We start from the raw sequence: 23,773 nt of genomic DNA on the forward strand, positions 1-23,773 counted from the left end.
TCGTATCTCCAGTCAGGGGGCGCAATACGGCAAATTGTAGCGCAGGAACAAGCAGATACCGGGTCAAAAGGGGCCGAAATTCAGGTATATTCGCGCCCCATGATGAAGCCAGCCGTCGTTCTCCTTTCCGGTGGACTTGATTCCGCCACTTGCCTCGCCATTGCCCGCAGCCAGGGTTTTGACTGTTATTGTCTGTCGTTCAACTACGGCCAGCGTCACTGTGCCGAGTTGCAGGCGGCCGAGCGGGTCGTCAAGGCCCTCGGCGCCGTCGAGCATCGGGTGCTCAATCTCGGGCTGGCCCAGTTCGGTGGCTCGGCCCTGACCGATACCAACATCAATGTCCCGATCGACGGTGTGCAGCCGGGTATTCCCGTCACCTACGTGCCGGCGCGCAACACCATCATGTTGTCGCTGGCCCTGGCCTGGGCCGAGGTGCTGGGCAGCCGTGACATTTTCGTCGGCATCAATGCGGTTGATTATTCGGGCTACCCGGATTGCCGGCCGGAGTACCTTGCCGCTTTTGAGAAGATGGCCAATCTGGCCACGCGGGCCGGCGTCGAGGGCGTCAAGTTGAGCATTCATGCGCCGCTGATCGACCTTTCCAAGGCCGACATCATCCGCACCGGCGCGGCGCTCGGCGTCGATTACGGACTGACCGTTTCCTGTTACCAGGCCGATGAACTTGGCCGGGCCTGTGGTGTCTGCGATTCATGTCGCCTGCGTGCCGAAGGTTTCGCCGCCGCCGGTTTGCCCGACCCGACCCTTTACCGAGCCTGATCATGGAAATTGCTGCCCTGTCGAATACCGTTCTCTGGCTGGCTTTTGCCGTTTCCTTCGTGTTTGGCGCCATCGGCCAGAAAACCCATTTCTGCACCATGGGGGCAGTTTCCGACATCGTCAATATGGGCGATTGGGGCCGCATGCGCATGTGGCTGCTGGCCATCGGCGTCGCCATTCTGGGTGCTGGTGCGCTGCACTCGGCGGGGTTGATCGACCTCGGCAAGTCGATTTATCGGACACCAAATTTCACCTGGCTTTCCTACATTGTCGGCGGTCTGACTTTCGGTATCGGCATGGTCTTCGCCTCCGGTTGCGGCTCGAAGACGCTGATCCGCATCGGCGCCGGCAACCTCAAATCGTTGGTCGTTTTTCTGGTGCTCGGTCTCGTTGCTTACATGACCATGCGCGGCGTGTTCGGCGTTTTTCGTGTCAATGTGCTGGAAAAAGCGACGATCACTTTTCCCGGCGGCCAGGATATTCCGGCGCTGCTGATGGCCGCCGGCCTGGAAGCGAAGACGGCGTTTTGGCTGGCCGTGCTCGCCATCGGTGGCGGCCTGACTGCATTCTGTTTGCTCAATCGCGATTTCTGGACGCTCGACAATCTGCTTGGCGGTCTTGGCACCGGCCTGGCCGTCGTTGCTGCCTGGTACATCAGCGGCCACCTCGGCTATCTGGCCGAACATCCGGATACGCTCGAAGAAGCTTTTCTGGCGACCAACAGCGGCCGCATGGAGTCGCTGACCTTCGTCGCACCGCAGGCTTATACGCTGGAATTGCTGATGCTGTGGTCCGACACCAGCCGTACGATGACTTTTGCCATCGCCACGGTACTTGGCGTCATCGCCGGCTCGGGGACCTGGGCCTTGCTGACCGGAAATTTCCGCTGGGAAGGCTTCGCCAGCGTTGAAGATACGGCCAGCCACCTGATCGGCGCCGCCCTGATGGGTTTTGGCGGCGTGGTGGCGATGGGGTGCACGGTGGGTCAGGGGATCTCCGGTTTTTCGACCCTGGCGCTCGGCTCCATCGTCACCTTCCTGGCCATCGTCGCCGGCGCCGCGGCAACGCTCAAGTTCCAGTACTGGCGCGTGATGCGCGAAGCCTGACCGGCATTGCCACGGTCAACCGGAAATTCTGGCCAAAATTGAAACTGCTCAGTTGCCTTCGTTTTCCTTGAGTTTCTCGATGATCAGCGGGAAGGCGCCCGAGCCGATCAGGGCGATGGCCGAGACGATGAAGGCCAGGCCGGCCATCGGGTCGTCGAGCACCGGATGAATGCTGGCGCCAAAGCCGGCGAGGCTGATCGCGCCGGGAATGGCGCAGAGAACGCCCAGGGCGGTCAGGGCAACAAAAGAGAATGGGTAGCGGCGCATGGTGTGAGTGTAGACGAGCGCCCGATTCGGCGCGATGATAGGCCGCTATTTTAACGTTTCAGGAGATGCTCATGAACCGTCGCGATTTTTTGCGTTCAGTCGCCGCCATCTCGGCGCTGGGGGCGGTCGAGTTCACCCCGTGGCAGGCCGTGAGCGCCTTCGCCCGGGAGGTCGATGACTTCGTCCGTGGCCCGGCCATCAAGGACTACCCGCTGCGCCAGATTTCGCGGCACGTGTCGATCATCTTCACGCCTGACGCTTTCCCGACCCCGGAAAACCAGGGGATGATGAGCAATGTGACCTTCGTCAATACGAGCAAGGGCATCGTCGTCGTCGATACCGGCGCTTCGGTGCAGATCGGCGAAATGTCCATCCGGCAACTGGAAAAGCATCTGAAAAAGCCGGTCATCGCCATCATCAACACGCATTATCACGGCGACCACTGGCTCGGAAATCACGCTTACGTCGACCGCTTTGGCGACAGCCTGCCGATCTATGCCCATCCCGGCACCATTCAGGCGGTCAAGGGCATTCAGGGCAGTCTCTGGCTGACGCTGATCGAAAAGTCGACCAATCAGGCTTCGCTCGGCACCCGCATCGTGCCGCCCAATACCCCGCTCGAACATGGCGCGGTGCTCAAGTTCGGCGATGTCACGCTGCGCATCCATCACTACGGCACCGTGCATACCCCCTTCGACCTCTGTGTCGAGGTTGTCCAGGATGGCGTCACGCTGGTTGGCGACATCGCGATGGACCGACGCATTGCCAACATGGACGATGGCTCCTACCTCGGCACCTTCAAGGCCTATGACACGCTGATCAAGAAAACGGGGACCCGGATCTGGCTGCCGGCGCATGGCGAACCGGGCGAGCATGTGCTGAAGTGGAACCGCGAGCTGTTCGAGGGCATCTACCGTCCCTGCGAGCAAGCCGTCAAGGATGGTCTGGCGCTTGAGGATGCCAAGGCGCTGGTTCTCAAGGATCCGCGTGTGGCCTGTCGGGCGAAGGAAACCAAGGGTTTCGAGGCGAATATCGGCAAGTACGTCAGCATCGCCTATCTGGAAGCCGAGGCGGCCGGTTTCTGAGTCATCTTCGGCGCTGTCGAGCCCGGGGCTCAACTGCTCTGGCGGATGCTCTCCGGCAAGCGCGCCTGCAGCCACTTGAGCATGATTACAAACAACTTGTCCGGATCGACCGGCTTGGCGATGAAATCGTTCATGCCGGCGTCCAGGCAAAGTGTGCGGTCTTCGGCAAAGGCATTGGCGGTCATGGCGATGATCGGCGTTTCGGCGTAACCGTCAATCTCCCGGATGGCTTGGGTGGCGCCCAAGCCGTCGAGCTCAGGCATCTGCATGTCCATCAGGATCAGGTCGTAGCGGCGGTTGATCGCCATGTCGAGGGCTTGAGCGCCGTCCCCGGCAATATCGACCGTGAAGCCGAGCATTTCCCGGAGCAGTTCGAGGGCAACCTCCTGATTGACCCAGTCATCCTCGGCGACAAGGATGTGGCAACCCGGAAATTCGGCCCGCAAGGCGTGCTCGGCGGCGACGCCGGACTGATGCATTTCGGCAGATTCGGCAGGCGCCGCCTGGGCCCGACGCAAGCGAACGGTGAAGGTGAAGACGCTACCGGCCCCCAGCGTGCTGACCACCTGAATTTCGCCACCCATCAGGCGAACGAGCCGCTGGCAGATGGGGAGACCCAGCCCGGTGCCGCCATATTTGCGCGTCGTCGAACCATCGGCCTGCTCGAACGGGTTGAAGATGCGTTCGACCGCCTCCGGCGCAATGCCAATGCCGGTATCCCAGACCGACAGCTCAAGCAGAACAGACTCGCCGTCATCCTCCGCAATGCGGGCGACGACGCGAACTTCGCCGCGCTCGGTGAATTTGATGGCATTGCCAGCCAGATTGAGCAGAATTTGTTGCAGGCGCAGGGGGTCGCCGAGAAGCTGCAGTGATTTGAGACGCGAATCGATATCGAGAATAAAACGCAGGCGGGCCGATTCGGCGCGGGGGGCCAGCAGACTGGCCAGTTCATCGGTCAGGGCGTCGACCATGAAGGCAGTCTGTTCTAGCGTCATCCGGTCGGCATCGATTTTCGACAGGTCGAGAATATCGTTCAGCAGCTGCAACAGGTGGTTGGCAGCATTGTCGATTTTGCCCAGCTTGTCCATCTGGCCTGGATCCTGATTGTTGCGCCGGAGCATGTAGGTCATCCCGATGATGGCGTTCATCGGTGTCCGCAGTTCGTGGCTCATGTTGGACAGGAATGTGCTCTTGGCGCGGCTGGCCGCCTCGGCCGCCTCCTTGGCCAGGGACAAGGCCTGGGTTCGCTCCTGCACCGTGTCCTCAAGATGATCGCGCTGGTCAGCCAGTTGTCCGTCGCGCTCGGCGATCTCGCTGAGCATGCTATTGAAGGCATTGCCCAGATGGCCGATTTCGTCATCCGAATAGATCCTGGCTTGCCGCGTGTAATCCTTCGATTCGGCTACGAATTGAGCCGTATCGGTCAACGACCCCAGCGCAGCGAGAATCGATGCCAGCATTTGCCGGGCGATGGCGAAGGCGATAACGAACGATATGGCCAGTGCCAGCAAGGACAGTGTCAAGTTCCAGGCGATCGCCCGCCAGACGGCGTCAAGACTGGCTGAAATGGAGACTGTGCCGACCACTTCATCGTCCGAGCGGATGGGTACGGCAACGGTGACCGACGACCAATCGGCATAGACCGCCCGTTCACGGTGCGGCTTGTCGCCAAGGCCGACCTGGGCCGGTAACGGCCGTTCAGCATCGTAGCGATAGTGAAAGTCGGAGGTGATACCAATCAGACGTACCGCCAGCACATCCTTGTGTTCGGCAAACGAGCTGAGCAGGCGTTTGGCGCCCATGACATCGCGGAACTCGATGACGGCCGAAGCATTGAAGGCGACGACGTCGGCCATCGCAAACAACTCGGTTGTTTTGGCCTGTCGCCGCTGATCGATCTCGCGCACGGCAAAGGTCAGGAAGGAAAGCAGCAGGCCGACGCCGAGTGAAGCCGCAATGGCCAGCGCGATTTTTTTCCGGATGGTCTGGCGAGCGTTCATCGTTCACCTCCAATCACCCGGTTGGCCAGTCGCATCATTTGCGAACTCGGGGTCAATCCATGTCGGGCCAGCGTGTCCGCATTGACAATGAATTGCACGCGGCCGCCGGTCCGCAGAAGCTCGATGCCGCCACCTGATCGGGCAAAACCATCAGCATTGCTGGCCGCCAGAATAGGCATCCCTTGTATCCAGCGTAAAACCGCACCAATGCGTGCCTCTTCGACATCGGGGATGTAGAGCAACTGGCAGTGTTGCATGTCGTCGGGGCTGCTGACCCGGCGAATGCGCAGTTCCTTGCCGCCGATCACGCGTCCCTCATGGTTGCTCAGGTACGGCCCCAGCGTATCGCGGCCAAACAGACAGATGGTAGCCGTGTTCCGGTTGCTGGCCGGCCACTCGACATATTTCAGGAAATTGACGAGATAGGCGGATTCCAGTTGCGGCTCGGAATCAGGTTGGGCAAAAGCCAGCGAAACGCTGGTGAGCAGCAGGGCTGCCAGCCAGCGAAGCGGACGGTTTCGCAGAGAACTGAAGGCGGCAGCGCGCACGATCAGAATTTCCAGCGTGCCGACAAAAGTAGCGACGGTTCGATGATTACGGGCGTCGCGGGAACGTAATCAGTGACATATTCAGTGCGTCGGGGCCCGATCAGATTGCGCCCGGTCAGGGCCAACTCGATATCCTTGTTGAGCTTGTACGCATAGCGCAGATCAAGCGTCACATAACCTGGGACGCGGATTGTCGTGGTGTAGGGCGAAAGCGTGCGATCAATGCTTGATGAGCCCCGGATCCAGGCATCGAACTGTTGACTCGACGATATATTCCATTGCGAGCGTAGAGAACCATAGTGCCGAGCCGTGCTGCGCTCTTCTTTCAGGCCCTGACCCTGAGCAATCGGATTGGCCGAATCGTCCATGTTCACATGCGTGAAGGCATACGACAACTGCACCCGCAACGTTGGCGCCAGAAGCCAGTCCACACTTAGTTCTGCACCGCTCAGCCAGCCATTTCCCCCGTTGGTGCGGTCCAGGTTTTGAACCGGGAGGAAGAATCCTCCGCCTATCGCTATCGCACCGTTCCCACCAAGTGAGCTCGTTACGATGTCGGAGTAACGGTATTGGAATACGGTGGCATCAAAGCTGAGTTGTTGCGTCAGCTGACTGCGGTAGCCCAGCTCGAAACCTTCCATGGTTTCTTTGTACAGTGGCTGATTGCCCGGCTGCGCATTGAGTACGACGGGGAAGGGGATGCTCGCCGTTGGCGGCTGATAGCCGACGTAAATGCTGACGTCCTGTTCGCCGCGTGACGGCATCCGCGGGGCTTTGGCATACTTGGCCCACAGCGTATCGCTGCGGGTTGGCGTCCACATCAGCGTCGCGCTTGGAGAGAAGGTGTTACCGCCCAGATTGGTCTGATCCCAGCGAGCGCCGAGGCCGAGTTGCAGGCGATCATCGACCAGCGTCCAGTTGTCGTGCAGGAAGACGCCAGTCGTATGTTGCGTGAATGCCGGTTTGGCGACGGAAATGACGTATCTCGACCATACTTCATCGGAAACCAGCCGGTGGGTTGCTCCCCACAGGAGATCGTGGCTGCCAAAGCTGTAGCGTCCCTGATAGTCGAGGTCGAACTGAGTGTTGGTGACTTCGAAGACGTTCTTCAATTCAATCGAGGTGCTGCCTACCGATGTTTGCAACGATGATTCGACGCCCTGCTCGCTCAGCCAGCGATAGCGCGCGCCTACGGTCTGGCTGGCGACCTTTTGCGTAATAGGGACCGAAGTCAAGGTTTGGAGGTTGGCCAGGTTGGGCGCGATCGGGTAGAGATCGCCTACCGACGAACTGCCGGCATTGGCCCAGACGCGGAAATCGCTGCCGCCAGACAGCGAACGGTCGAAGCGAAAATCGACCACGCCGTTGCTCAGGTCATCTTCGCTGTAACTGTCGTTGGCGAGTTGTCGCGAAGGCTCGGCATGACGTCCCTGGGCAGACAATTTCCATGTCGTGTCGGCATCGAGGCTGCCACCGACCCGGGTGTACAGCTGACCCAGACCATTGCTTCCTATCGCTCCGGCCACCATGCCGCCCGCCTGTGTGCGCGAATGGCGGCTGATGATGTTGATCACCCCGTTGACGGCATTGACGCCCCACATGGCTGCGCCCGCGCCGCGGATAACTTCGATTCGCTCGATATCCTCGAGGGGGATCGGGTCATATTCCCAGACCGTTCCTGAAAAGAAGGGATGATAGACGCTGCGGCCGTCAATCAGCACCTGCAGCTTGTTGGCAAAACGACCGTTGAAACCGCGCGCTGATACGGCATAGCGTCCGCTGTCGATCTGCGCCACCTGGATGCCCGGCACCATGCGCAGTACATCCGGCAGAGCCAGGGCACCTGAACGGCGGATGTCCTCGGCGGTAATGACAAAGGCAGCGGCGGGAACGTTGCTCAGGCTCTGGTTGCGCCGCGAAACGGACGAAACTTCGGTTTTTGTCAGGTCTTCCAGGTTGAGATCGTCATCCTGGGCAGCGTGTGCAGGATGCCATGCGACGGCCAGGGTGATGGCTGTTGCCGCACACGAAACTTTCAAGGCATTCCGAAATTTACTGTTGCGAAACAATGTGTTTTGCGCGGCACTTGGATAAGTAGTGACTATGCCATTGGTCAGGCTTCATATCAATCGGCTAATTCACGATATAGGTGCATGGAACAGCGTCGGCAGCCGTTTATGCCAAAAAAAAGCTGGCCGGATTGCTCCGGCCAGCCCTGGATGCGGCTTTGTTGGTTACTGGACTTGCTGAATGCCGGCCAGAACCCAGCCACGGCTGTTGTCGGTTGGCTTGGTCATGTGCCAGATTTCGTCGAACGGAGCCGGTGCGGCGCCCTTCTCTTCACTGATCAGGCCGGTGAAGCGGATGCTGACGATGTAGCGGTTGGCTTCTTCGGCGACATCAAGCACTTCGCCGTTGAGTTGGGCGACATCGGTTTCTTGCTTGGCGTTGCCGCGCTCGCTCATACCCATCTTGATCTCGGCGAACATTTCCGGAGAGGTGAATTCGCGGATGTCGTCAAGATTTCCGGCATCGTTCGAGGCCTGCAGACGGATGAAGTTGACCTTGGCGTTACGCACGAAGCTCTCGACGTCGAAGTCCGCCGGAATGTTGCCGCTACCGGTGGAGGCAGCAACCGAGGCGGCGGCAGAACCGCCGGCCGGCATGAAGTCGGGTTGACGTGGGGCGTTGGCACCGTAGTTGGCGCCTGCGCCGGCATACTGCATGCCACCTTGCTGGGTCGCTCCGGCCTTCTTGCGCATGAAATAGCCGACGACCATGACGACAGCCATGATCAGCAGGCCGATCATCATCATGTTGGCCAGGCCTTCGCCGAAGCCGAAATGCGAAGCCAGCGCGGCCAGGCCGAGACCGGCGGCCAGGCCAGCCAGCGGGCCCATCCACGAGCGCTTGGGTTGTGCGGCGGCGGCGCCAGGAGCGGCGGCCGGCGCCTGCTTGGCAGCCGAGGGAGGGGCGCTGGGGGAAACCGACTGGCGTTGCATGCCGGCCGAGCTGCCGCCACCGAGGCGCTTGGCTTCAGCGTCACCGATTTGCAGCGTAAAGCCGAGCACCACTGCAGCGGCCATCAGTACGAAATTCTTCATGGTTGTCTCCGTGTGGAAAAGTTGCAAGCCATAGTGTATCTGCTTCCTGTTGCAGAAAAACTAATCCATGCCTGCATTATTGTTCGTGAAAACCGAAGTGTCAGGCTGTCGTAAACAGACCGGCAACGGCTACTGGATTTGATGGAAAGTAGAAATGGACATAGGAGGCGGTCAGGCGGCCTTGCCGGAAGATCGCTTCGCCATCACGGCCATCGGTCGTGGTGGCGCGGACGAGTGGGGTGAGCGGCGTTTCGCTTTTCGAGTAATGGAAAGTGTGGCCGGCGAGGCGGCCTTCGGGGAGTTCGACGAATTGTGTACCGAGCGCGGCGATGCGCTTTTGCATGACCGAACGCCCGGCTAGCAAACCGCCAAAACGATGACTGACGCCGGCCTTGTCCACGACTTCCTTGAACAGGCTCATCATGCCGCCGCATTCGGCGAGCAGCGGCTTGCCGGCGGCGATATGGTTTTTCAGGGCCAGCCATAGCGCGGCGTGCCGACTCAGGGCGTCGGCATGGAGTTCCGGGTAGCCGCCGGGCAGCCAGACGGCATCACAATCGGGTAGCGGGTCGCCGGCGACTGGCGAGAAGAAACGTAACTCGGCACCGAGAACCTGCAGGGTTTCGAGATTGGCCGGATAGATGAAACCATAGGCGGCGTCGCAGGCGACGGCGATACGCTGGCCGGCGAGCAGCGGATTAACGTCAGGTGCTGGCGTGGCCTCGAAATTGACCGGTTTTGGCAGGTCGACCGTGGCACTGGCCTGCAGTGCATCGGCCAAGGCATCGAGGCGGGCTTCGAGATCGGTTATTTCCGCTGCCTGAAGCAGGCCGAGGTGGCGTTCGGGCAGGCTGTCGCTGCTCTTGGGCAGGGCGCCGAACCAGCCCATGACGGCTGGCAGGCTGTCGCGCAGGAGTTGCGCGTGGTAGGCGCTGCCGACGCGATTGGCCAGCACGCCGGCAAACGGCAGGCTGGGCCGATAGCTGGCCAAGCCGTGGGCGACGGCACCGAAAGTCTGGGCCATCGATCCGGCGTCGATCAGGGCCATGACCGGAATGGCAAAGCGCTCGGCGATGTCGGCCGCTGACGGTTGGCCATCAAAGAGGCCCATGACGCCTTCGACGAGAATCAGATCAGAGTCGGCTGCGGCGCGAGCCAGTCGCCAGCGCGCATCGTCTTCGCCGCACATCCCGAGATCAAGATTCTGGCAGGGGCGACCGCTGGCGAAGGCGTGAATTTGCGGGTCGAGAAAATCCGGGCCACATTTGAAGACGGTGACACGTCGGCCTTGCCGCGCGTGCAGTCGGGCCAGCGCGGCGGTGACGGTGGTCTTGCCCTGGCCGGAGGCAGGGGCGGCGATGAGCAATGCAGGACAGGCGGTCATTTTTCTTCCTTGCTGGTAACCGGTTCGATCAATACCAGTTTCCCCGTCTTTGGGTCACGGAACACTTCGCCAACCCGGTCATAGCCGGAGCCCTGCTGGGTGATGCCGGTGGCCGGGCGTTCGATCTGCTGGCCTTTCTCGACCGGCTTGGGCACCTTGAGGGCGCTTTGCGTGCCGGCGGCCAGTGCGGCGAGCAGGCCGCAGGCGAAGACGAGCATGACGTCGACCAGATTGACCAGGCTGGCGCGCGGGTCTTCGTCGTGGTCATCAAAACGGGCATCGAGCCGGGCGTAGAGGCGCAGGCGCTTGCGGGCTTGCGGGTGCTCGTGTGCTTCGCTCATTCCATGTTCTCCAATACTTCTTCGTACCAGCGGCGGCGCAGCTTGCCGATGACCAGACCGGCGATGCCGGCGACCAGGCCGAGGACGGTGGCGTCGAAGGCGACGGTGACGGCGCTGGCCAGTTGCGCCGGATCACCCTTGCCGAGCGCGGCCAGGCCGGGTCCGAGCGGGATGATGGTAGCCATCAGGCCGAGCATGGGCGGGATGCGGGCGAGCAGGTCGGCGCGCTCCAGCCGATGGCGGGCGATGGTCTGCACACGCACTACATTGCCGGCTGCCTGCAGTTTGGCGAGACCGGAAAAGCGCTCGCCGACGGCGATGCCGGCTTCGATCAGGGCGATGGCACAGGCCAGCAGCAGAGCGGCCAGGGCCGGGGCGAGCAGCCAGGTGACCGCATCGTGCAGCCAGGCAAAGGACAGGGCTTCGTTCATCAGGGACTCCTTGGGTTAGGCGCTTGGGTCAAGCATTCCGCCGGCCGAGCCACAGGCCGACGGTGAACAGGCTGAGACTGCCGGCCAGCAGGCCGAGCAGCTTGAGGGTGTGATCGATGAGGCTGGGGGTAGTGATTTCGGGGTCGCGCAGTTCGTAATAGCGGGGACTGGCTTCGGCCGGTTCAGGCGTGTTCGACGCGGACTCGGCAGCGTCTGAACTTTCCGTTTTTTGCTGTTTTTTCCGGTTGACCGTGGAAGTCGCTGCCGTAGCATCGGGCGCCGCATTGGGCGCGCTGACCAGCTCGCCACGCGCCCTGGCCAGTGTCACGCCGAGCGCCTGCGCGTCGGCGGCGTCGAGTTGCGGGGCCAGCCATTGCCACATCGGGTGATTCGGCGCCGCATGGCCGCTGCCGGGCAGGCCGTTCTTGGCGACAAGGCGGGCCAGTTCGCCGCCCATCTGCCTGATCGTTGCGGCATCGGTTTTCCAGAAACCCTTTTCGGCGGCGACCATGAAGATGGCCAGCATGTGCGCCTTGACGTGGGCGTTGTGGCCTTGGCCGAGGAATTGCGGCAGGCCAAGCCTTTGCGCATCGTCGAAGTAAACGGCCTTCACTTCATCCCACGCCCAGTTCTTGACCAGATCGGGGCGCGTCACCTGCCAGCCCCACAGGTTTTCGAGGAATTCCTGGCCCATCGTCCGTGCCCCGGCGTAGCCGTGACCCATCAGCGGCTTGAGCCAGGCGGGATTGAGGAAGCGGCCGCGCAGTTCGCCGAGCAGGGCGCTGGTCAGCGGTTCGACATCGGCCCGGCCAGGCTCGGCGTGTTGCAGGATCAACGCTTCCGGCGGCTGGCCGGTACGGCCTTCGATGGCCAGCGACAAGCCGCCGAGATAATCGAAGGCGTCGTTGTTGTCGAGCAGGCCGTAAAGGTTGCTGGCCCGCCCGTGGTAGGTGCGTTTGATGCCGTCGAGCGCCGTATCGAAGGCGGCGTGGGCGGCCTCGCCGGACTCGTCGAGGCCGTAGGCGTGGCCCATGCGGTTGCGGTAGGCGCGGCCGATTTCGTCGCGCTCGCGCCAGGCACCGGAACGCTCGGTCAGGCGATTGACGCCCGTGCCGTAAGCGCCGGGCGCATCGCCGAAAATGCGTTGGGCGGCGGCGCGGCCGGCTTCCTTCGTCGGCAGGCCGGTTTGTTCAAGGGCGGCCAGACGGGCCAGCCATTCGCGGGCAACGCGGTTGTCGGCGGCCGGTTCGTGGCCCCATGGCGCGGTCGGCACTGGCGCCAGGGCGGCGGCCAGCGCTTCCTTCAGTTCCGGCCGCTGCTCGGCCAGGCTGGCGGCAGAGGCGGCGAGCGCCAAGCGGCCAGCGCGGTCGATCAGGTTGTTGAGATTGGGATAAAGGTCGCGGAACAGGCCGGAGGTGGTGACGATGACATCGCGGCGAACGACGCCGGGCTTGAGGCGGACGTCGGTGACGATGCCACGGGCGTTCCACACCGGCTCGGTGCCCATCAGGGCGAGCGCGAAGGCGACCATGACGCCTTCGTCGCGGACGGCGTCGGAGGCCCACAGGATGACGCCTTCAGAACCTTGCCCGGTCTTGTCGCGAGCCAGCGCCTTTTGCGCCAGATCACTGCCCAGCCGGTAGCCGAGGTGGGTGGGCAGGATGTCGCCATCGACCGCGTGGAAGTTGCGCCCGGTGGGTAGCGACTCGGGTGAGCGCAGCGGGTCGTTACCCTTGCCGGGCGGAATGTAGCGGCCGTCCAGGCCGGCCAGCAGGCCCTGCATTTCAAGGCGCGGCGAGTCGATCAGTCTTTGCGTGGTAGCCGGGTCGTCAATGCCGCCCTGCTTCATCGAACCGAGCATCAGATCTAGCGCTTGTCGGCTCCAGTTGCGGCCGAATACGTGCAGGCCGTAGGGCATGAACTTTTCCTGCAGCTTGGTCAGGTAGTGGCCGACCTCGTGGGCCAGCAGGTCGTCGTCGGCCGCTTCGAAGCCGATGCCGCGTACGTCGAGCACATCGGCCATCGAGGCTTCCAGTTCGGTCTTGAGGTTCAGTTCGACGACCTTTTCGCGCATCGTTCGGGCGGCCTGCGCCTTGAGCGATTCGGAGGAAGCGGCCTCGTAGCTCTCGACGATCTGTCGCAACACCAGCAACTGGTCGTAGAGCGGCGTCGCGGCGAGCGGCGGCGTCAGGTGGTCGACGATCACCGCCAAGCCGCGTCGCTTGGCTTGTGTCCCCTCGCCGACACCATCGACGATGTAAGGGTAGATCCCGGGCAGGTCGGCGGCGATCAGGCTCGGGTAATCGTCGGCCGCCAGACCGACGGCCTTGCCGGGCAGGAATTCGTAGGTCGAATGGCGGCCGACATGAACCACGGCATCGGCTTGGAAGCGGTCGCGCAGCCAGTGGTAGAAGGCGAGATACTGGTGCGGTGGCGTGACGCTGGTATTGGCGTGCAGCAACTCTTCATCGACCTCCCAGCCACGCGGCGGCTGCGGGCCGATGAAGATGTTGCCGAAGCGCAGGCCGGGCACCAGCAGCTTGCCGCTATCGACCATGATCTTGCCCGGTGCGGCGCCCCAGCCCTTGAGCCCCTCGATGCCGTAGCCGGTCAGGCGTTTGGCCAGGGGCGCGAGGCTGGCGCAGCGCTGGCCGGGGCGATCAGCGAGGCAAGCCTGATAGCCGGCTTCGAGTGCGTTGAGGTCGCGGATGGCCTGTTGGCGTTTGGGGTGATCGGCCCCTTCGACAAGGTGATGCAGCTCCTTGAGCGCGGCATCGACCCGCTTGCGGCCGACGCCGCGCTCGTTGGCCGCTTCGGCTTCGAGCGCCTCGGCGTGCAGGCGGCCGAGCGGGCCGTCGCGCATTTCGCCCTGAACGCGGGCCGGCAGTTTGGCGAACCAGGTGGCGTAGTCGGCAGCCGGAACGTGAGCCACGGAACGGGCCAGTTCGCGCAGCGCGGCGCGATCTTCCGGCAGGTTGACGCCGTGCGCCATGATGTCGTCGAGCAATGCTTCCGGTGAGGCGGGCAGGTTGCCGACCGTATAGCCGGCGGCCTTCAGGGCATGCAGCATGTCGAACAGCGATTGCGGCACATCGAGGTTGTCGGCGCCGATGTTCTGGCGACCCGGTGGGTGGTTGTAGTAGATCACGGCGACGTGCTTGTCGGCATTGGCCTTGGCGCGCAAGGCAAGCCAGCGGCCGGCACGGCTGGCGAGGCGGTCGACTTCGGCGGCCAGGACGACGGGCGGGCGGGTTTCGATGCCGGTCAGCTTGTCCGGCAGCGCCTTGCCCAGGGCTGAAACGACGATGGGTTGGCCGATGCCCTGCAATTCCGGCAGCGCGACACGGTATTGCACCGAATCGGCCGGCAGGCCGTCCGGCGACAGGCGCCATTGGGTAGCCGTGCGCTCGCTCAGGCGAATGGCCTTGAAGACCGGTACGTCGAGTTTCCTGAAGGCGGCGCTAACGGCATCGCGGCCCTCGGCAGCGCCGACGACGAAATCCTGCAGCACGACCAGCGCCGCCGGCCTGGCCGGGGCGATCAGTTCGGGCAGACGTTCGAGCGCCTGGCGCGAGGCGCCGCCCCAGCGGGTGAGCACTTGCACGCAGGGCTGGCCCTGTTTTTCAATGGCCTGACAGAGCGCGGCCGGGGCGCTGCCCTCCATGTTCGAAAGGTCGAGGACGACGACGGTGGGCGCGGCTTTCAGGCCAAGCTGGCTGGCCTGCCCCCAGGCTGCGGCGTCGCTCAGCTCGTGCTCGCCGACGCGCAGGCGCAACGTAGCTTCCGGCCTCGGCGTGGCGAGCGGCCGTTTGGGCTCGAGCAGATGGGCGAACAGGGCCTGCGTGTTGTCGACACCGCCGGCCTGCCAAAGGCGCCGGGCGGCCAGCCAGTGGCGGGCCGCGGGGTGTGCTTCGGCAGCGGCCAGGGCATCGGTGGGTGGGGTTTCCAGTGCCAGCTGGCGCAACGTTTCGGCCGGGAAGCCGGCCAGACTGCCGGTCGCATCGCGGCTCATCAGGTTGAGGCTGGCTTCGCCGTTCATCGCCAGCACCGGCGTTTGCGGCCGGGCGTGGCGCGCCAGCACGTCTTTGAGACGGCGTGCCGGATCGCCGAACACTGAAACGGCCAGGACGCTGTCGGCCCTGCCCAGCCATTGGGCAACCTGCTTGTCGCTGGCCGCCATCAACTGGGCCGGCGTGCGCAGTGCGATGCGGTCCTGCGGCTGGCGGGCGAGATGGCGGTGCGCTGCTTCGATGGCGGTCGGCGCAGCGCGCTCGGTGACGACTGCAAACAGCGTCGCCGCCTCGGCCAGCAAGGGGGTGGCCAGGACCAGCAGGCTGGCCAGCCGGCGCAGGGTACTTGTCGGGTTCATCGAGCCGGCTGGCTGAAGCCTTGGCGGCGATCCCAATCGACGTAGAACAGGCGGCTCTGGCTGGTGCTGAACGAGTACAGCCGCTTGCCACCGGCCGCGACGACGCTTTCGCCGAGGGTGAAATCGAGCTCAGGTTCGCGCCCGGTGCGGTTATTGACGATCAATGGCAGGCCGGTCTCGGCGCTGCGTCGTTCCCACAGGTCGTCCGGCCCCATGCCGTCGACCGGCGGCCAGTTGGCTGGGGCGAGCAGGATGGCGGCGCCTTGCTGGCGGTAGCTGGCGGCTGGTTCGGGCTTGTAGGTGTCGGCGCAGATCAGCAGGCCGACCGGGATTCCGTCGACCATGAAAGGCGCGCCGCCGCTGCCGGGCGTGGACCAGCTTTCGGCTCCGCCATGCACGCGCTGCTTGCGGTAGGCGCCCTGAATGACGCCGTCGCGGTCGATGGCAACGACGCTGTTGTGCAGTTTGCCGCTCTTTGCGTCGCGCTCGGCAAAGCCGACGAAGAGCGCCACCCGGTTGTCGCGGGCGATGGCGGCCAGCGTGCTGATCCAGGCGTCGGGAAAGGGGGCGATCCAGTCGGTGCCGATGCGGCTGGCGAAGTTGTAGCCGGTTTCGGCCAGTTCCGGCGTCATGATCCAGTTGGCGCCGTGGCTGACCGCCTCCTGAATGCCGGCTTCGATGCGGGTGCGGTTGCCGGCGATGTCGCCGGGGATCGCGTCGAGATGAAGCAGGGCGATGCGCAGCGCGTCCGGCGCTTTGGCCGGAGCGGCGGCAGGCGTTGCGAAACGCTTGGCACCCGGCAGGAAAAAGCCGTTTTGCTTGCCGAGGGCTTCGATTACCGCCTGGTGGCTGGCCTTGCCGATCAACTCGCCGATCCGGCTGTGGCCGCCGGTGTAGCTGGCCTGCGGCCCTTGCATGCCGGAGACGACGATGATGCTGTCGGTACCGGTCCCCGTCGCCTGCACGGTCTTGGTGTAAGTGCTCGGTACGTTGAGGTCCTGCAGCGCCGCCGTCTTGCCTTCGGTGACGGTGATCAGAGCACGTGCCATTGCCGCGTCAGTCAGGCGGATATTGGTCAGCAGCATGATGTTTATCGTGCCGGCCGGCTCGTTGCCTTCAATGTAGGTGCCGGCATCGACGCCGGTGCGGATGGCGTTGCTGCGGGCACCGGCCGTCGCCAGCACGGTGACGGTGAGCGGGCCGTAGCTTTGGGTGACGACCGCCAGGTTGTCGAGATCGGCGGCCGTAGACATCCCGGCGACCACCGATTTGTCCAGCTTTAGCTGGGCGGCCATGTTCTCATGCACATGCTCGGCATAGGCTTTGCCGCCCCGGCCATCCTGGCCCATGAAGCGCATGCCGAGTTTTTGCCAGAGTAGCGGGTGGCCGGCGTGGTTGAGCGCGGCCCGGGCATCGAGCAGGCCGTCCGAGGTGGATAGCGCGCGTCGCGTTTCGGGGAAGGAAACGAGCAGCACTTTTTCCCAATAACCATCGCGTTCGCCGCGGATGATCCGGCCTTCGGCCTGGATATTGACCGGGATGTCGATTTCGCCCGCCCAGGCGGCAGCGGAAAAGAGTAGCAGGAAGACGAAACGGCTCAGGTTTTTCATCGGCTTGGACTCAGAATTCGAGGCCGGGCATGGCCTTGATGCCGCTCTGGAAGGCGTGTTTTTCCATGCCGATGTCGCTCACCGTGTCGGCAACGTCGCGCAGGGCTTGCGGTGCACCGCGGCCGGTGATGATGACGTGCTGCATGGCCGGGCGGGCGAGGAGTTGGGAGATGACGGTGTCCAGATCAAGCCAGTTGTATTTGAAGGCATAGGTCATTTCGTCGAGGACGACGAGGCCGATTTCCGGATTGCGCAGGTGGCCGCAGGCGATTTCCCAGGCGGCTTGGGCAGCTTTGGCATCGCGGTCCTTGTCCTGCGTTTCCCAGGTGAAGCCTTCGCCGCCGACATGCCAGGCGACATTGGGTTGCTGGCGGAAGAAGGCTTCTTCGCCTGTGTCCGAGCGACCTTTGACGAACTGGACGACGCCGACCTTGAGGCCATGGCCGAGGGCGCGGGCGACGACGCCGAAAGCGGCGCTCGACTTGCCCTTGCCGTTGCCGGTGTTGATGACCAGTACGCCGCGCTCTTCCTGCGCGGCGTCGATCTTGCCGTCAATGACGGCTTTCTTCTTCTGCATGCGTTGTTCGTGAGTGACGGTCATGGTGGCTTTCTGGGTCAGGATGGGACGATTTCCACGGTCAACCGGAAAAATCGGCCAAAATTGAAATGGCTTATTCGGGAATGAAGCAGCGATGGCCGCGATCTTCGATCTGGCGCAGGCGATAGCCGTACAGTTCGGACAGCGTATCGGCCGTCAAAATGCGATCGACCGTCCCGATCTCGGTGCGGCCGTCACCATAAACCAGCAGCGCCCGGTCGCAGAAACGGTGGGCCAGCGCCGGGTCATGCAGGACCATAATGACGCCGGCGCCGCAATCGCGGGCCGTGCTGGCGAAGAGTTCGAGGACGGCCATCTGGTGATTGAGATCGAGGTGCGCCAGCGGTTCGTCGAGCAGATAGAGCGGCGCCGCCTGGGTGAGCAGCGTGGCGATGGCCAGCCGCTGGCGTTCGCCGCCGGACAGCGTGTGGATCTGGCGGGCTTCCATGCCGTCCAGCCCGACGGCTTGGAGCGCCGCACGGGCCAGTTCGGCATCGTGCTTCGATTCCCAGTCCCAGCGCCCGAGATGTGGGTGGCGGCCAGTCAGCGCCGTTTCGAGCACACTCGAACCGAAAGGATCGGACTGGAACTGGCCGAGCCAGGCACGGCGCAAGGCAGCCTCGCGGGCGTGCAGCAAGGCCGCATCTTCGCCGTCGAGGAGCAGTGCCCCACCGGCCGGCGGGCGCAGGGCGGCGAGGGTCGACAACAGGGTCGATTTCCCGGCACCGTTGCGACCGAGGATGGCAATGCGCTCGCCGCTGGCGACGCTCAGGTCGACACGGTCGACCACCGTTTTGCCGCCGATTTCGACGACCAGTTGTTTGGCTTCGAGCAGCGGCCGGGTCATTTCGGCTGCCGCGAAAGCAGGAAAAGGAAGACCGGCACGCCGATCAGCGCCGTCAGCACGCCGACCGGCAACTGCTGCGGCGCGATCAAGGTGCGGGCCAGCGTGTCGGCCAGCACAAGCAACGAACCGCCGGCCAGCACCGAGGCCGGCAACAGCAAACGCTGGTCGTTGCCGGTGGCCAGCCGCACCAGATGCGGCACGACGAGGCCGACGAAACCAATCGAGCCGGCCGTCGTCACCGAGGCGGCGGTAGCCAGCGAGGCGAGCAGATAGATGGCGTAGCGCAGCCGACCGACCGCAACACCCAGCGCCTGCGCCTGCATCAGGCCACGTGACAGCAAATTCAGTTCGCGGGCGAAGGGCATGGCCAGCACCAATGCCACGGCCAGTGCGGCAAAGGCCGGCCACCACTGGGCGCTCTGCCCGAGGTCGCCCATTAGCCAGAACAACATGCCGCGCAGCTTGTGCTCGTCGGCGATGCTCAACATCAGCGCGACCAGCGCGCCGCAACCGGCGGCGACGATGACGCCGGTCAGCAGCAGGCGGGTCTGCGTCCAGCTCCCGTCGCCGTGCGCCAGCCCGAAAACCAGCAACATCGCGGCGAAGGCGCCGACAAAGGCCAGCCCATCGACGCCGAGAACCGGCAAGCCAAGCAGCATGGCGAACATCGCCCCGACCCCGGCGCCGCCGGAGATGCCCAGCACGTAAGGATCGGCCAGCGGATTACGGAGCAAAACCTGCATCAGCGCGCCAGCCAGGGCGAGCAGCCCGCCGCAGGCAAAGCCGGCCAAGGCGCGCGGCAGGCGAAGCTGCAGCACGACATCGCCGGCCCCGCCTTCACTGCCCAGCAGCGCAGCCAGCACTTCACCGTAGGAAACCTTGAAACTACCCACTGTCAACGCCAGCCCGATACTCGCCACGGCCAGAAGGCCGAGGCTGGCGAGAATCAGGAAGGCGCGGTGACGGGTGGGCATGAATTGTTACTTCGGACTGTAGCGGATACCGACGAAGGCGTTCATGCCCGGCGTGGCATAGGTGTCGGCCAACACGTACTCTCGGTCGAACAGATTGTTGACCCGGGCGAAAACCGACCAGTCCTTGGCAAATCGATAGGCTCCATAGAGGTTGGTGAGCGAATAACCGCCCAACTTCTTGGCCGGCTGGCCGAAAGGATAATCCATGCGGTCGTCGCTGACCTGTTCCTCGACGCGCCATTCCCAGGCGCCATGCGTTTTGCCGATGGCTGCGGCGACGCGATTCTGCGCGCGGCGGGCCAGACGAAGATCGGTGTCCAGATCCTTGGCGTCCAGATAGTCGTAACTGGCCTGAACGTTGAGGCCGGCAAGCACGCCCTCGTAGGCCAGGGTGATGCCTTCCAGTCGCGCGCTGCCGACGTTGCTCGGCGTATTGGTCCACACGATCAGGTTTTCGACGCGATTCAGATACCAGGTCAGCGAAACGTGCTGTGTACCGGTTTCGAAATGCAAGGCCGCTTCGCGGTTGCGGGCATTTTCCGGCACAAGGTTGGGGTTGCCGTGATAGCCAAAACTCAGGGGGTAGTAGAGGTCGTTGAAGGTCGGTGCCTTGAAGGCGGTGCCGTAACCCACGTTGGCACGCCAGTTGCGCGAGAAGCGATAGCCGTAGGCCAGCGAGCCGGTCGTCTTTTCGCCGAACTGCGAATTGTCGTCGCGGCGCAGGTTGGCCTGCAGGCGGTGCGCTTCGTAGCCAAACGTCCAGCCACCGAGCAGGGAATTGTTGGTTCGTTCGCGGACGGCGTAGGCGGCCGTGGTGTCGACCTCCTGTTCCAGGCGCTCGGCGGCGAGCAGGAAATTGCCAAACCGGGTGCGCAGATCGTTTTGCCAGGAATATTGGCGCTGATCAGTCCGGAAATTGCTGTTTCGCAACCCGTTCTTGATGTCATCGGAATCATCGGCGCTCGTCCCGACAGTGACCGTGCTGGTCCAGTTTTCAGTCAGCGCGTTTTTTATGAACGCATTCATGCTGCTCACGCTGTTCCGGTTACGCCAGTCGACCGTTGCGCCGCTGCCGTCGTACTTGCTTTCCCCGTCGCTGTAAAAGAAATTGATGCCGGCTTCATGGCCCTTGGCAAAGCTGTAGGCCAGCCGGCCGCTCAGGCTGTTCATCCAGAAACCGTCGCGATCCTTGTTGGCTGTGGCGGTCCACGGCTTGCTGTTGAAACCGGCAGTCGAATGGGTGGCCGCATTCAGTGCGTAACGCCAGCCGTTCTGCGCGCCAGAAAATCCACCGGAGGCCGAGGCGGTATCGTAAGAGCCAGCGCCCACTTCGCCATAAAAGCGGAGAGGTCCGTCACTTTGGCGAGTGAATACCTGAATGACCCCGCCGATGGCATCGCTGCCATAGAGCGATGAGGCCGGGCCGCGGACGATTTCGATACGCTCGATCTGGCTAGCTGGGATGCGATTCCATGAAGCGCTGCCCGAAGTGGCCGATCCCATGCGCATGCCATCCACCAGCAGCAACACATGGGCGCCGCTTGTGCCGCGCATGTACAGCGATGAGCTGGCACCGAAGCTGCCGTTGACCGAAAATTCGATGCCCGGTTGCCGCGACAGAATTTCTTCGAGGCTCGATTGGCCGGCCGCATCAATGGTTTCGCGTTCGATCACGGAAACATCCGACAACTGTTCCGCGACGCGCATTTCCTGACGCGTTGCAGTGATCAGAATGGGGTCAAGTGCGGCGAGCTGGTCGACGGCGAAAGCCGCAGGGGCAAAAGACAAGGCCAGCAGCGCGGCCATTGGTTTCAAACGTGGATACATGGTTTTCCTTTTCCCGGCGGGCGTCCCCGCATGCCGGAAGAGCATTGAAAAGGAAGTGCGAGGGGAGAAGGGCTGGTTGCGTTAACCCGCACCACACCCCCGTGGCACTTCCGCTTTTTGTCTCAGGCCGGTATCCGGGCTCACAAGTCTTGACGTATCGCCTTCCCAGGTTGGCACCCAGTGGCATGTTGATACGCCCGCACTTGCTTACCGTTGCGGGGGCAGCAGCGGATTTGTCTCGTTGGAGACGCACCGCTTTCCCGTTTAACTGCGTTTGGAGAAACCTTACGCAGCACCTGACACGGCGCGCATTCTACATTCATTCGTGCTGCAGCGCATCAGGCGGCATGCTGGTGTTTGCTATAAACCACTTTTAGAATAATGGCTTAGTCCTTGACCACGCGGCGTTTTTCCCTCTATAGTTCGTCGCATGAATGTGGAACTCGAAACGCTAGAAGCCAAAATCGAACAGGTTGTCGCACTGGTTCATCAGTTGCGCGCCGAGAATGAGGTTTTGAAGAACCAGATGACCGCGGCCGAGGCTGAACGGCTGCATCTGCGGCAGACGATGACGGTCGCCCGCGAGCGACTTGAAGGTCTGATGGACAAGATTCCCGAGGATGTCTGAGATGAGTGGCGAGCCGAATTTCCTCGACGTCAAGATCATGGGTCGCGAATACCGCGTCGCCTGCACGCCAGAAGAGCGTGATGCCCTGCTCTCGGCGGTTGATCTGGTCGACAACAAAATGCGTGACATCGCGCAGCGCACCAAGAACACCATCGCCGAACGCGTCGCCGTCATGGCTGCCCTGAACATTGCCCACGAGCACCTTTCCGGGGCTGCCGGCGGGGCTGGAAAAGAGTTCTCGGAAGCAGTTGATACTTCCGAAACGAAGCGTAGAATCGGTGACATGGGAGCACGACTTGATGCCGTGCTTGCGCCCCAGCAGCAACTGGACCTGTAGTCGGTTCTGCTGACCCCGGCGCCGCCCGCCGAGCGTCCCCTGCGGTGTTTGTTAAGGCCATACATTCCTTGAACCAATGCTAATTGGCATCGGTTGCGGACCATCAATCCGCTGTTGTGCGCGCTCCCAGTGAGCGTGCCTGATGCGGAAGGAATGCGACCACTCTGGACCCAGGTTCAGGATGCCGGCCTGACGGCACTTGCGGGGGCCTTTTTTTTGCCCTCGAAATTACCTGAACGCATGCAATATTGGCTGATGAAATCGGAGCCGGACGAGGTTTCCATCGACGACCTCGCTGGCGCGCCGGGACAGGCGTTTCCGTGGTTCGGTGTACGCAACTATCAGGCGCGAAATTTCATGCGCGATGCGATGCAGGTCGGTGACCTTGCCTTCTTTTACCACTCCAGTTGCGCCGAACCGGGCATTGCCGGCATTTGCGAAGTATGTTCCGAGCCTTATCCGGACGAGACGCAGTTTGCTACGGTCAACCGGTATTTTGACCCAAAATCGAAACCGGAAAATCCGCGCTGGTGGCTGCGCGATGTCCGGTTCGTCAGCAAGTCGCACCTGATTCCGCTGGCCAAACTGCGCGGTTATCCGGAGCTTGCCAACATGCGCCTCCTTGCCCGCGGCAACCGCCTGTCGATCATGCCGGTCACGCCCGACGAGTGGGCATTCATCAACCGTCTCATGGCAGATAACTCATGACAATCTGGTGGCTGGCCTATCCCCTGCTGGGAATCTTCGGCGGCTTCGTTGCCGGTCTGTTCGGCGTTGGCGGCGGGCTGACCCTCGTCCCGTTCATGTACATGCTGTTCGTCGCCCAGAACTTCCCGCCGGAGCATGTCATGCATCTGGCGCTCGGTACCTCGATGGCGACCATCGTTTTCACGTCCATTTCCAGCATGCGCGCCCACCATGCGCATGGCGCGGTGCGTTGGGATGTTGTCCGCAATCTGGCGCCGGGTCTGGTGCTTGGGACTTTTGCTGGCTCGCTGGTCGCTGGTCAGGTGCCGACCGGGCCGATGACGGTGATTTTTGTCGTCATCGTTTATTACGCCTCGATCCAGATGATCCTCGATTTCAAGCCGCAAGCCCACCGGCAACTGCCCGGACCGGCCGGATTGTTTGCTGTCGGGGGCGCTATTGGGGGCGTGTCGAGTCTGGTTGCTGCGGGGGGCGGTTTTCTATCGGTGCCGTTCATGCTGTTCTGTAATGTTGCCATCCACTCGGCGGTTGGCACCTCGTCGGCGCTCGGTTTTCCGATTGCCCTGGCTGGCGCCATCGGCTACATCGTTGCTGGTTGGAGTGACACTGGTTTGCCCAATTATTCGCTGGGCTACATATACCTTCCGGCTTTCGTCGGCATCGTCGTGATGAGCATCCTGATGGCGCCGGTCGGCGCCAAACTGGCGCACAAATTGCCGGTCAAACAACTGAAGCGGGCATTCGGCGGTTTTCTCGCCCTGCTCGCCACCAAGATGTTGTACAGCCTGATCGGCTAGGCGGATTATGAGATTGCTTGTTCTCGGAGCGA

21 protein-coding genes, 1 other RNA gene and 1 riboswitch are annotated in these 23,773 nt (G+C 62.8%); of the genes, 8 read left to right on the top strand and 14 right to left on the bottom strand.

The annotated features are described in order from the left end of the window. The first annotated feature begins 99 nt into the window (after positions 1–99). On the top strand, positions 100–777 hold the full coding sequence (gene queC / locus AC07TV_RS01290) for a 7-cyano-7-deazaguanine synthase QueC (RefSeq protein ID WP_494646585.1): 678 nt from the start codon (positions 100–102) through the stop codon (positions 775–777). A gap of 2 nt (positions 778–779) precedes the next feature. Beyond that, positions 780–1,883 carry a YeeE/YedE family protein gene (locus tag AC07TV_RS01295; RefSeq protein ID WP_494646586.1) on the top strand — a complete coding sequence of 368 codons (1,104 nt, stop codon included), beginning with the start codon at positions 780–782 and terminating at the stop codon, positions 1,881–1,883. 48 nt (positions 1,884–1,931) lie between these two features. On the opposite strand, the gene AC07TV_RS01300 is transcribed toward AC07TV_RS01295, so the two are convergent. Continuing rightward, positions 1,932–2,150, bottom strand: a complete 219-nt coding sequence (locus tag AC07TV_RS01300) for a hypothetical protein (protein ID WP_494646587.1) — start codon at positions 2,148–2,150, stop codon at positions 1,932–1,934. A 71-nt stretch (positions 2,151–2,221) separates the two neighbouring features. On the opposite strand from AC07TV_RS01300, the gene AC07TV_RS01305 reads away from it, so the two are divergent. Continuing rightward, positions 2,222–3,235: an MBL fold metallo-hydrolase gene (locus AC07TV_RS01305; RefSeq protein WP_494646588.1), complete on the top strand. Its 1,014-nt coding sequence runs from the start codon at positions 2,222–2,224 to the stop codon at positions 3,233–3,235. A gap of 29 nt (positions 3,236–3,264) precedes the next feature. Here the strand turns inward: AC07TV_RS01305 and AC07TV_RS01310 are convergent, their stop codons facing one another. From AC07TV_RS01310 to AC07TV_RS01370, 13 genes are all read right to left on the bottom strand, one after another. After that, positions 3,265–5,238, bottom strand: a complete 1,974-nt coding sequence (locus AC07TV_RS01310; protein WP_494646589.1) for an ATP-binding protein — start codon at positions 5,236–5,238, stop codon at positions 3,265–3,267. Next, on the bottom strand, positions 5,235–5,786 hold the full coding sequence (locus AC07TV_RS01315) for a YfiR family protein (RefSeq protein WP_494646590.1): 552 nt from the start codon (positions 5,784–5,786) through the stop codon (positions 5,235–5,237). The genes AC07TV_RS01310 and AC07TV_RS01315 overlap by 4 nt, the downstream gene beginning before the upstream one ends. 2 nt (positions 5,787–5,788) lie before the next feature. Next, positions 5,789–7,825, bottom strand: a complete 2,037-nt coding sequence (locus AC07TV_RS01320; protein WP_494646591.1) for a TonB-dependent receptor plug domain-containing protein — start codon at positions 7,823–7,825, stop codon at positions 5,789–5,791. Positions 7,826–8,020: 195 nt separating this feature from the next. Beyond that, entirely contained in the window at positions 8,021–8,890 is an 870-nt protein-coding gene (locus AC07TV_RS01325) for a Tim44 domain-containing protein (RefSeq protein ID WP_494646592.1), read from the bottom strand. 100 nt (positions 8,891–8,990) lie between these two features. Next, entirely contained in the window at positions 8,991–10,274 is a 1,284-nt protein-coding gene (locus tag AC07TV_RS01330; protein WP_494646593.1) for a cobyrinic acid a,c-diamide synthase CobB, read from the bottom strand. Beyond that, complete coding sequence (locus AC07TV_RS01335; protein WP_494646594.1) at positions 10,271–10,615, bottom strand: hypothetical protein; 345 nt, start codon at positions 10,613–10,615, stop codon at positions 10,271–10,273. Before AC07TV_RS01335 ends, AC07TV_RS01330 begins: the two co-directional genes overlap by 4 nt. Further along, positions 10,612–11,046, bottom strand: coding sequence for a MotA/TolQ/ExbB proton channel family protein (locus AC07TV_RS01340; protein ID WP_494646595.1), 435 nt, complete (start codon positions 11,044–11,046; stop codon positions 10,612–10,614). Before AC07TV_RS01340 ends, AC07TV_RS01335 begins: the two co-directional genes overlap by 4 nt. A gap of 28 nt (positions 11,047–11,074) precedes the next feature. Continuing rightward, positions 11,075–15,415 carry a cobaltochelatase subunit CobN gene (locus AC07TV_RS01345; protein WP_494646596.1) on the bottom strand — a complete coding sequence of 1,447 codons (4,341 nt, stop codon included), beginning with the start codon at positions 15,413–15,415 and terminating at the stop codon, positions 11,075–11,077. Then, positions 15,412–17,025, bottom strand: coding sequence for an adenosylcobinamide amidohydrolase (locus AC07TV_RS01350; RefSeq protein ID WP_494646597.1), 1,614 nt, complete (start codon positions 17,023–17,025; stop codon positions 15,412–15,414). Before AC07TV_RS01350 ends, AC07TV_RS01345 begins: the two co-directional genes overlap by 4 nt. A gap of 10 nt (positions 17,026–17,035) precedes the next feature. Continuing rightward, positions 17,036–17,626 (bottom strand): cob(I)yrinic acid a,c-diamide adenosyltransferase, encoded by a 591-nt coding sequence (gene cobO / locus AC07TV_RS01355; RefSeq protein ID WP_494646598.1) that lies wholly within the window; start codon positions 17,624–17,626, stop codon positions 17,036–17,038. Positions 17,627–17,696: 70 nt separating this feature from the next. Beyond that, complete coding sequence (locus AC07TV_RS01360) at positions 17,697–18,470, bottom strand: ABC transporter ATP-binding protein (protein WP_494646599.1); 774 nt, start codon at positions 18,468–18,470, stop codon at positions 17,697–17,699. Further along, entirely contained in the window at positions 18,467–19,444 is a 978-nt protein-coding gene (locus AC07TV_RS01365; RefSeq protein WP_494646600.1) for a FecCD family ABC transporter permease, read from the bottom strand. The genes AC07TV_RS01360 and AC07TV_RS01365 overlap by 4 nt, the downstream gene beginning before the upstream one ends. Before the next feature lie 6 nt (positions 19,445–19,450). Continuing rightward, the gene (locus tag AC07TV_RS01370; protein WP_494646601.1) at positions 19,451–21,271 is read right to left on the bottom strand and encodes a TonB-dependent receptor domain-containing protein; all 1,821 of its coding nucleotides are present in this window, start codon (positions 21,269–21,271) and stop codon (positions 19,451–19,453) included. A 108-nt stretch (positions 21,272–21,379) separates the two neighbouring features. Continuing rightward, a riboswitch (cobalamin riboswitch) is annotated at positions 21,380–21,586 on the bottom strand. Between the two features lie 115 nt (positions 21,587–21,701). On the opposite strand from AC07TV_RS01370, the gene AC07TV_RS01375 reads away from it, so the two are divergent. The 5 genes from AC07TV_RS01375 (at position 21,702) to AC07TV_RS01395 (ending at position 23,741) form a co-directional block, all read left to right on the top strand. Next, the gene (locus AC07TV_RS01375) at positions 21,702–21,899 is read left to right on the top strand and encodes a hypothetical protein (RefSeq protein WP_494646602.1); all 198 of its coding nucleotides are present in this window, start codon (positions 21,702–21,704) and stop codon (positions 21,897–21,899) included. A 1-nt stretch (position 21,900) separates the two neighbouring features. Then, positions 21,901–22,236: a cell division protein ZapA gene (locus AC07TV_RS01380; protein ID WP_494646603.1), complete on the top strand. Its 336-nt coding sequence runs from the start codon at positions 21,901–21,903 to the stop codon at positions 22,234–22,236. A gap of 33 nt (positions 22,237–22,269) precedes the next feature. Beyond that, positions 22,270–22,448: non-coding RNA, 6S RNA (gene ssrS, locus AC07TV_RS01385), on the top strand. A gap of 43 nt (positions 22,449–22,491) precedes the next feature. Further along, the gene (locus AC07TV_RS01390; RefSeq protein ID WP_494646604.1) at positions 22,492–22,944 is read left to right on the top strand and encodes an EVE domain-containing protein; all 453 of its coding nucleotides are present in this window, start codon (positions 22,492–22,494) and stop codon (positions 22,942–22,944) included. Continuing rightward, complete coding sequence (locus AC07TV_RS01395; protein ID WP_494646605.1) at positions 22,941–23,741, top strand: sulfite exporter TauE/SafE family protein; 801 nt, start codon at positions 22,941–22,943, stop codon at positions 23,739–23,741. Before AC07TV_RS01390 ends, AC07TV_RS01395 begins: the two co-directional genes overlap by 4 nt. Positions 23,742–23,773 lie beyond the last annotated feature (32 nt).

The sequence above is a fragment of the Azonexus sp. GW821-FHT04F04 genome, from assembly GCF_059420025.1.

Bases quoted from the DNA above. Each gene is read 5' to 3' on its own strand.
- AC07TV_RS01300 (WP_494646587.1), bottom strand. From the start codon at position 2,150: ATGCGCCGCTACCCATTCTCTTTTGTTGCCCTGACCGCCCTGGGCGTT.
- cobO (WP_494646598.1), bottom strand. From the start codon at position 17,626: ATGACCGTCACTCACGAACAACGCATGCAGAAGAAGAAAGCCGTCATT.
- AC07TV_RS01370 (WP_494646601.1), bottom strand. From the start codon at position 21,271: ATGTATCCACGTTTGAAACCAATGGCCGCGCTGCTGGCCTTGTCTTTT.
- AC07TV_RS01395 (WP_494646605.1), top strand. From the start codon at position 22,941: ATGACAATCTGGTGGCTGGCCTATCCCCTGCTGGGAATCTTCGGCGGC.
- AC07TV_RS01330 (WP_494646593.1), bottom strand. From the start codon at position 10,274: ATGACCGCCTGTCCTGCATTGCTCATCGCCGCCCCTGCCTCCGGCCAG.
- AC07TV_RS01390 (WP_494646604.1), top strand. From the start codon at position 22,492: ATGAAATCGGAGCCGGACGAGGTTTCCATCGACGACCTCGCTGGCGCG.
- AC07TV_RS01305 (WP_494646588.1), top strand. From the start codon at position 2,222: ATGAACCGTCGCGATTTTTTGCGTTCAGTCGCCGCCATCTCGGCGCTG.
- AC07TV_RS01380 (WP_494646603.1), top strand. From the start codon at position 21,901: ATGAGTGGCGAGCCGAATTTCCTCGACGTCAAGATCATGGGTCGCGAA.
- AC07TV_RS01295 (WP_494646586.1), top strand. From the start codon at position 780: ATGGAAATTGCTGCCCTGTCGAATACCGTTCTCTGGCTGGCTTTTGCC.
- AC07TV_RS01365 (WP_494646600.1), bottom strand. From the start codon at position 19,444: ATGCCCACCCGTCACCGCGCCTTCCTGATTCTCGCCAGCCTCGGCCTT.
- AC07TV_RS01360 (WP_494646599.1), bottom strand. From the start codon at position 18,470: ATGACCCGGCCGCTGCTCGAAGCCAAACAACTGGTCGTCGAAATCGGC.
- AC07TV_RS01340 (WP_494646595.1), bottom strand. From the start codon at position 11,046: ATGAACGAAGCCCTGTCCTTTGCCTGGCTGCACGATGCGGTCACCTGG.
- AC07TV_RS01350 (WP_494646597.1), bottom strand. From the start codon at position 17,025: ATGAAAAACCTGAGCCGTTTCGTCTTCCTGCTACTCTTTTCCGCTGCC.
- AC07TV_RS01310 (WP_494646589.1), bottom strand. From the start codon at position 5,238: ATGAACGCTCGCCAGACCATCCGGAAAAAAATCGCGCTGGCCATTGCG.
- AC07TV_RS01325 (WP_494646592.1), bottom strand. From the start codon at position 8,890: ATGAAGAATTTCGTACTGATGGCCGCTGCAGTGGTGCTCGGCTTTACG.
- AC07TV_RS01345 (WP_494646596.1), bottom strand. From the start codon at position 15,415: ATGAACCCGACAAGTACCCTGCGCCGGCTGGCCAGCCTGCTGGTCCTG.
- AC07TV_RS01375 (WP_494646602.1), top strand. From the start codon at position 21,702: ATGAATGTGGAACTCGAAACGCTAGAAGCCAAAATCGAACAGGTTGTC.
- AC07TV_RS01335 (WP_494646594.1), bottom strand. From the start codon at position 10,615: ATGAGCGAAGCACACGAGCACCCGCAAGCCCGCAAGCGCCTGCGCCTC.
- queC (WP_494646585.1), top strand. From the start codon at position 100: ATGATGAAGCCAGCCGTCGTTCTCCTTTCCGGTGGACTTGATTCCGCC.